The sequence below is a fragment of the Kitasatospora sp. NPDC056531 genome (assembly GCF_042794375.1).
Lineage (GTDB): Bacteria > Actinomycetota > Actinomycetes > Streptomycetales > Streptomycetaceae > Kitasatospora.
In genome coordinates this window covers 98,021-104,049 of sequence record NZ_JBHTTU010000010.1, presented here as the reverse complement: position 1 = coordinate 104,049, position 6,029 = coordinate 98,021, and the positions used below count along the sequence as shown (strand labels likewise).

Sequence of the window (6,029 nt, the reverse complement as noted above, 5' to 3'; positions counted from 1 at the left end):
AGGGCGCAGGGTTCTCGGTACCGGGCGTCCCCCCCCCCCCCTGCCCCCTCCACCGCCGGCTCCGGCTCGGACCGTGCGGCCTCAGACCGTGCGGCCCATCCAGGCCGCCAGGCGGGTGTGGACGTCGGCGTCCTCGGCGACCGCCTGCACCTTGGCGAAGGGGACGCCCTCGACCCGGCTCTCGGCGGGCAGGGCGACCTGGGCGAAGGCCAGCGCGGTGTGTGCCAGCCCGTCGTCCAGCACGAAGCCGTTGTCCAGGGACTTCGCGATGTCCCAGGCGTGGGTCGTCGCCTCCATCACGTAACCGCCGACCACCATGCCGCCGGGCACCTCGCCCCACGGGGCGAAGGTCGGGCGGCCCAGCTTGGCGTCGTCCGCCCAGGCGGCGGTGGCGCGGGCGCCGGCCCGGGCGAGCACGGCCGGCCAGCCCTCGTCCGACGGGTCCTGGATCCCGGCCAGGACGTCCTCGGCGTGGCCGCCCTCGCCCATGTACGCGAAGCGGTGGATGCCGCCGACCACGTGGTTCAGCAGCTGGCGCAGCGTGAACTCCTCGCAGGGGGTGGGCCGGTCGAGCTCGGCCGGGGTGATCACGGCGAACAGCTTCTCCAGCTGGCCGAGGGCGAGCAGGTACTGCGGGCGGGCGTCCTGGACGGCGTTCACGGGTGGTCAGCTCCCTTGTGCGGTGCGGTCTTTCGAGTCTCTCGGGCTCGGAACGCAATCTCCCAGTAAAACCTGACAAGTGCCGTCAGGATTACTGGGATTCTTGTGCCATGAAGGCCGACCGCCTGCTCTCGATCCTCCTGCTGCTCCAGACCCGCGGCCGAGTGCCCGCCACCGAGCTCGCCGAACGGCTGGAGGTGTCCGTCCGCACCATCTACCGGGACGTGGAGTCGCTCTCCGCCGCCGGGGTGCCGGTGTTCACCGAGCGCGGCCGGCACGGCGGCATCAACCTCCTGCCCGGCTACCGCACCGATGTCACCGGACTGACGGCGGACGAGGCGCGGGCGCTGTTCGTGCTCTCCGCCCAGGGCGCGCACAGCGACCTCGGGCTGGACGGCGCGCTCGGCTCGGCGCTGCGCAAGGTGATGGCGGCCCTGCCCGCCCCGCACCGCCCGGCGGCCGAGCGGGTCAGCGAGCGCATCCTGGTCGACCCGGCCCGCTGGATGCAGAGCGCCCAGCCCGGCGCCGGGGGCGGACCGGACCTGGGGGAGCTGCAGTACGCGGTGTTCGCCGACCGGCGGCTGCGGCTGCGCTACCGGCACAGCGGCACGCCCGCGCCGGTGGACTACACCGTCGACCCGTACGGGCTGGTCAGCAAGGCCTCGGTCTGGTACCTGGTGGCCGATCTGCACGCCGAGCCGCGGCTGTTCCGGGCCGACCGGGTGCTGGCCGCCGAGACCACCGAGGAGGCGGTGCGGCGGCGCGAGGGGGTGGGGCTCGGCGAGGTGTGGGCGGTACTGCGCGAGCAGGTGGAGCGGGCGCCCAAGGAGCTGCCGGTGCGGGTGCGGGTCCGGCGCGGGCGGTTGGACATGTTCCTGCGCATCCACGGCAGCCGGATCGCCGAGCTGCCCCCGGAGGCGGGCGCCGGGCCGGCGGAGGAGTGGGTCGAGCTGGTGATGGCCTTCTCGTCCCCGGCGGCCGTCCGTGCGCTGCTGGCCTTCGGCGCGGACGTCGAGGTGCTGGCCCCGCCGACCGCCCGGCGCGAGTTGGCCAGGTCGGCGGCGGAGGCCTTACGGCTGTACCAGGACTAGGACGTGGCCCCCGGCCCCTGGCCGGCTCAGGAGTTGGGCGTGGTCCGGACGACGTCCGAGTAGTTGCCGAGCGAGATCGCCGCGAAGTTGTGCAGGCTGTCGGTGCCGTCGCTGAAGTAGCCGTTGTGGCCGGCCGCCCGGGCCGAGGAGATCTGCTCCGCGCCGAAGCCGCCGCCGGTCGGGTCGGCGCCGTGGCCGAGCTTGCCGACCTCCAGGAACGGGACGTTGCCGATCCAGTCGCTGGGGTTGCGGGTGGCCCACACGTGCACGCCGGTGCCCAGCTCGGCGGCGCCCTGCACGCCCATGCCGGGGCTGCCGAACACCATCATGTCGGTGATGCCCGAGGTGTCGGACGGCGAGGCGGCCGCGCGCGGGATCTTCGGGCCGGCGGTGCCGCAGACCACCGAGCCGTACGAGTGGCAGAGCAGCGCCGGGGGCGTGTCCGGGCGGGTGGTCTCCTTGAGGCCGGCCAGCAGCCGCTCCAGCCGGGGCGCGGCGACGTCGGCGAGCCGGGAGGTGGCGGCGTCCGGGCCGAGGCCGGAGGGGGTGACGTAACCGGTCCAGGCGATCACGGCGGTACGGGTGCCCGGGGCCTGGCGCTGTTCCTCGCCGTACAGGGCGCGGGCCATGCCGGCCGGGGAGCGCAGCGGTTCGGCGGACTGGTCGAAGTGGCCGAGGTCGGCGTCCGAGCCGGGGACGATCACGGAGATCCGCTCGGCGTCGGCGAGGTCGCCCCACACCTCGGTGACCAGGCCGCGGCCGCGCGGGTCGAAGGCCAGGATCTGCCGGCCGGGGCTGAGCAGGTGCTCGACGTCGTGGGCGCGGGAGACGGCCAGCGCGCGGGTGTCGGAGTCCAGCTTCTTGTCCTCGGCGCGGACCCGGGCGGCGTCGCGCTCGTTCGCCAGCGCGATCCGGTTGGCGCGGTAGCGCAGGTCCAGCGGGGCGCCGTCGTAGTTGCCGACGACCAGCGGGTAGTCCTTGATCAGCCGGTCCAGCTCGGTGGGGGCGAGCGAGGCGAAGAAGGCGGCGGCGTCGGCCGGGCTGGTGGTGGCCGGGTCGGGCAGGGAGCGGCCGAAGGAGTGGTCCAGGATCCAGGCGGCGCTGCCGGCCGGGGGCGTGGAGATCGCCAGCTGCTCGGAGGAGACCGCGGCCGCGGCCGCGGAGGCGCCGGCGTCGGCGAGCACGGCGAAACCCGCGAACGCCCCGATCAGTACGCGCTTCCAGCGTCGACGGTTGCGCACCGCACCAACTCCCTTGGGGCCCGTCACCGTTTCTCGGGCGGTGCCCGGAGGGTGCGATTGGACTTGCTGACTTCCCTGCGCAAGCGTAGAGGTCACAGGACGGTGACGGACACGCCCAAACTGTGGGATGGATCACATGAACCGGGGGTGTCCTCCCGGCGTCCGTATGTGGCCGTTCCGACGCGGCTAACCGGAGTGCCGGGCGTCGAATTCGCGCACCAGCCGCTTGGGCGCCGTCCGCCGCCAGGCCTCGGTGACCAGGTCGTGCAGCTCCTCCGGGTCGACCAGGTCCAGACGGACCCGCACCCAGCCGTGCCGGCCGACGTACGGGGCGAAGGAGAACACCGCGGGCTCGGCGGCGAGCAGCTCGGCCTGGTCCTCGGGGGAGGCCTTGACGGTGACGCTCCCGCCCTCCGGCGCGCCCATCGCGAAGATCTTGTGCCGGACCCGCAGGGTCTCGATGTCCCAGGTCGGCTCCTGGGCGGACTCCGGCAGGGCCAGGGCCATCGCGCGGAACTCGTCGAACGTCACCATGGCCGCAGGGTAGAGCAGGGTGCCGACAGCACGCCCCCGGCGCGCGCTGTGGCGCACCGGGGGCGTGGGGCTACGCCGCCGAGGTCGGCCCCGGGCAGGATGCCCTGATCAGGACAGCGAGGCCCAGTTGTCGCAGGTGCGGTCGCCGTCGACCAGGCGGTCCGGGTGGCCGCTGCCGTCGGCGATCGAGATCCGGCGGTAGCTCTGGCCGCAGAACACCCAGTACTCGCTGCTCCCGTTGACCCGCTGGCGGTCCGGGACGGGCAGGAAGCAGTCCACCCGGCTCAGGCCGTTCAGCGAGGTCCACTGGGAGAGCTCGCGGTCGGTGCGCTCGCGCACGTCGGTGTGGGCGGAGCCGTCGGCGATCGAGATCAGCCGGTACTGCTGGCGGCCGCCGGTGGTGTGGAAGCACCAGTACCAGCTCTTGCCGCCGACCCGCTGCTGGTCCGGCACCGGCAGCCAGCAGTCCACCTGGCCGACGCCGCTGAGCGAGCCCCAGTAGGTGAGGTCGCGGTCCGAGCGCTCCAGTGCGGTGGTGTAGCGGCCGCCGCCGCAGATGATCGAGACCAGCCGGTACTGCTGGCGGCCGCCGGTGCTGTGGAACACCCAGTACCAGCTCTTGCCGGCCGGGTCCTGCTGGTCCGGGACGGGCAGCACGCAGTCCACCCGGCCGACGCCCTGCAGACAGGTCCAGGTGGTCAGCCAGGTGTCGTCCTCGATCTTGCGGTCGGTGTGGGCGGAGCCGTCGGCGATCGAGACCAGCCGGCAGCGGTCGCCGTGGAAGGCCCAGTACTGGCTCTGGCCGGCCCGGCGGTACTGGTCCGGGACGGCGATGAACTCGTCGCACGGGTAGGCCTTCACCGGCTGGGGCTTGGGCTGGCCGCCGGTCTGCCCGCCGGTCCAGGTCGTGGTCTGGCCCCCGGTCTGGGTGGTGGTCTGCCCGCCGACCGGGGTGAGCCGGCCCTCGCTGAGCCCGCGCAGGATGCTCAGCGAGGGCATGAAGGCGTAGACCGAGCCGGTGGTCTGGACGAACTGCTGGAAGCTCACCGGGGTGTGGTGGATCAGGCCGTCCGGGCCCCGGCTCTCGAAGTCGACGTCCGGGGCCTCCTGGGTCACCGGGTCCTTGCCGGGCACCGGCCGGGGGTCGGCGTGCCCGGGTGGGACGGTGCCGCCGCTGTCCCGGTTCGGCGGGAAGTTCGGCTGGTCCATCCAGTCGGCCTGGATGAACTCGAACTGCCGCTGGATGTCCGCCTGGTAGCAGATGAACAGCAGGCCGCGCGGGTCGTCGGGGCCGCCCGGACCCTCGGAGGCCGGGTCGAACGGGGCGCCGTACGGGGTGCCGCGGCGCATGATCCGCCGGCCGTCCAGGACCCCGGCGTCCAGCGCGGGCTTGTCCGGGGCCTCCTGCAGGCCGGCCCGCGGGCTGGTCTTGCGCAGGTGTGACCAGAGCGGGGTGACCAGGCCCTCCAGGTCGTCCCGGAAGTCGAAGTCGTTGTCGTTGGCCGACGCCGGGTCGTTGGGGGAGTCCTGGAACTGGTGCTTGCAGACCGGGGCGCCGGAGCGCCAGCGGCCGACCATCCGGGCGGCCAGCCACTCGGCGGTGGCGGTGTCCGGGACGGCCTTGGCCTGCCTGAGCTCCCGCAGCTTGACCGAGACCTGCGACCACCAGCCGGGGACGTCCTGGGCGAGTCGGCGGACCACCTGGAAGGAGCCGTTGCGCGACCACTCCGGGTACTGGTCCTTGGGGAAGCTGAACGGGTCGTTCTCCAGGCCGCAGACGAACTCGCCGGCCGGGATCATCCGGGTGCCGGGGTGGCCGTCCTGCTCCTCCGGCTTGGCCGGGTCGGGCTTGTCGAAGCCCTTGATACCGGGCTCGCTGATGCCGTCCTTGAAGCCGAAGTGCTCCTTGCCGCGGCGGCTGCCCAGCAGGGTCTGGGCGTTCTGCTGGTAGACGATCAGGACCCGGCACTCGGCGGCGGCGATCCGCTGGGCCTCGACGGCCGCCTTCAGGCCGTTCTCGGTGTCCGAGGAGATCTTCAGCAGCGCGTGCACCGGCTGGTTCTTCCCGTTGCCGAAGAGCCAGTTCTCCGGGGAGTTGTCGCCGGAGTCGCCGAGCGCGCCGGCCCGCTGGGCCGAGCCCTCCTTGAAGGCCTCCAGGCCGCTGCCGACCGGCGGGGCGGTCGGGAACGGGTCGGTGGTGGCCAGCATCCGCAGGCCCTCGTAGGTGAAGCTGACGCCCAGCCAGGTTGCGGTCAGCGACTTGGGGTCGTCGCCGCCGGAAGCCTGCCTGGCCTCGCTGAACTTCTCGTTGAACGCCGCTACTTCGCGCGTGGTGGAGATCTGCGGGGTGAGCCGGCGCAGCCAGTCGCGGGCCCGGGTGGCGTCCTCGAACTTGAGGAACAGGACACTGACGTTGTCCTTCTTGAAACCGGCCAGGATGTCACCCTGGATCTCTTCGCTGTCGCGCAGGCTCAGTTCCGTCGTCATGGTTCTCGGAGGTTCC

At 73.1% G+C, this 6,029-nt stretch carries 5 protein-coding genes; 1 reads left to right on the top strand and 4 read right to left on the bottom strand.

Features of this window, described 5'->3' with window-relative positions; translation table 11 throughout:
* Positions 1–81 precede the first annotated feature (81 nt).
* A complete protein-coding gene (locus ACFQ87_RS12855) occupies positions 82–660 on the bottom strand; it encodes a TIGR03086 family metal-binding protein (protein ID WP_380610714.1) in 579 nt (192 codons plus the stop codon).
* A 110-nt stretch (positions 661–770) separates the two neighbouring features.
* Here ACFQ87_RS12855 and ACFQ87_RS12850 point away from each other — a divergent pair, with 110 nt between their 5' ends.
* On the top strand, positions 771–1,751 hold the full coding sequence (locus ACFQ87_RS12850) for a helix-turn-helix transcriptional regulator (protein WP_380610713.1): 981 nt from the start codon (positions 771–773) through the stop codon (positions 1,749–1,751).
* 26 nt (positions 1,752–1,777) lie between these two features.
* On the opposite strand, the gene ACFQ87_RS12845 is transcribed toward ACFQ87_RS12850, so the two are convergent.
* The 3 genes from ACFQ87_RS12845 to ACFQ87_RS12835 all read right to left on the bottom strand — a co-directional run bounded on the left by ACFQ87_RS12845 (position 1,778) and on the right by ACFQ87_RS12835 (position 6,013).
* Positions 1,778–2,992 carry an alpha/beta hydrolase gene (locus ACFQ87_RS12845; protein WP_380610712.1) on the bottom strand — a complete coding sequence of 405 codons (1,215 nt, stop codon included), beginning with the start codon at positions 2,990–2,992 and terminating at the stop codon, positions 1,778–1,780.
* A 186-nt stretch (positions 2,993–3,178) separates the two neighbouring features.
* On the bottom strand, positions 3,179–3,526 hold the full coding sequence (locus ACFQ87_RS12840) for an MmcQ/YjbR family DNA-binding protein (RefSeq protein ID WP_380610711.1): 348 nt from the start codon (positions 3,524–3,526) through the stop codon (positions 3,179–3,181).
* A 108-nt stretch (positions 3,527–3,634) separates the two neighbouring features.
* Positions 3,635–6,013 carry a Dyp-type peroxidase gene (locus ACFQ87_RS12835; protein ID WP_380610710.1) on the bottom strand — a complete coding sequence of 793 codons (2,379 nt, stop codon included), beginning with the start codon at positions 6,011–6,013 and terminating at the stop codon, positions 3,635–3,637.
* Positions 6,014–6,029: the final 16 nt, after the last annotated feature.

What these genes read in the sequence shown, in the direction of transcription:
- ACFQ87_RS12840 (WP_380610711.1), bottom strand. Translation starts at nt 3,526, where the DNA reads ATGGTGACGTTCGACGAGTTCCGCGCGATGGCCCTGGCCCTGCCGGAG.
- ACFQ87_RS12835 (WP_380610710.1), bottom strand. Translation starts at nt 6,013, where the DNA reads ATGACGACGGAACTGAGCCTGCGCGACAGCGAAGAGATCCAGGGTGAC.
- ACFQ87_RS12850 (WP_380610713.1), top strand. Translation starts at nt 771, where the DNA reads ATGAAGGCCGACCGCCTGCTCTCGATCCTCCTGCTGCTCCAGACCCGC.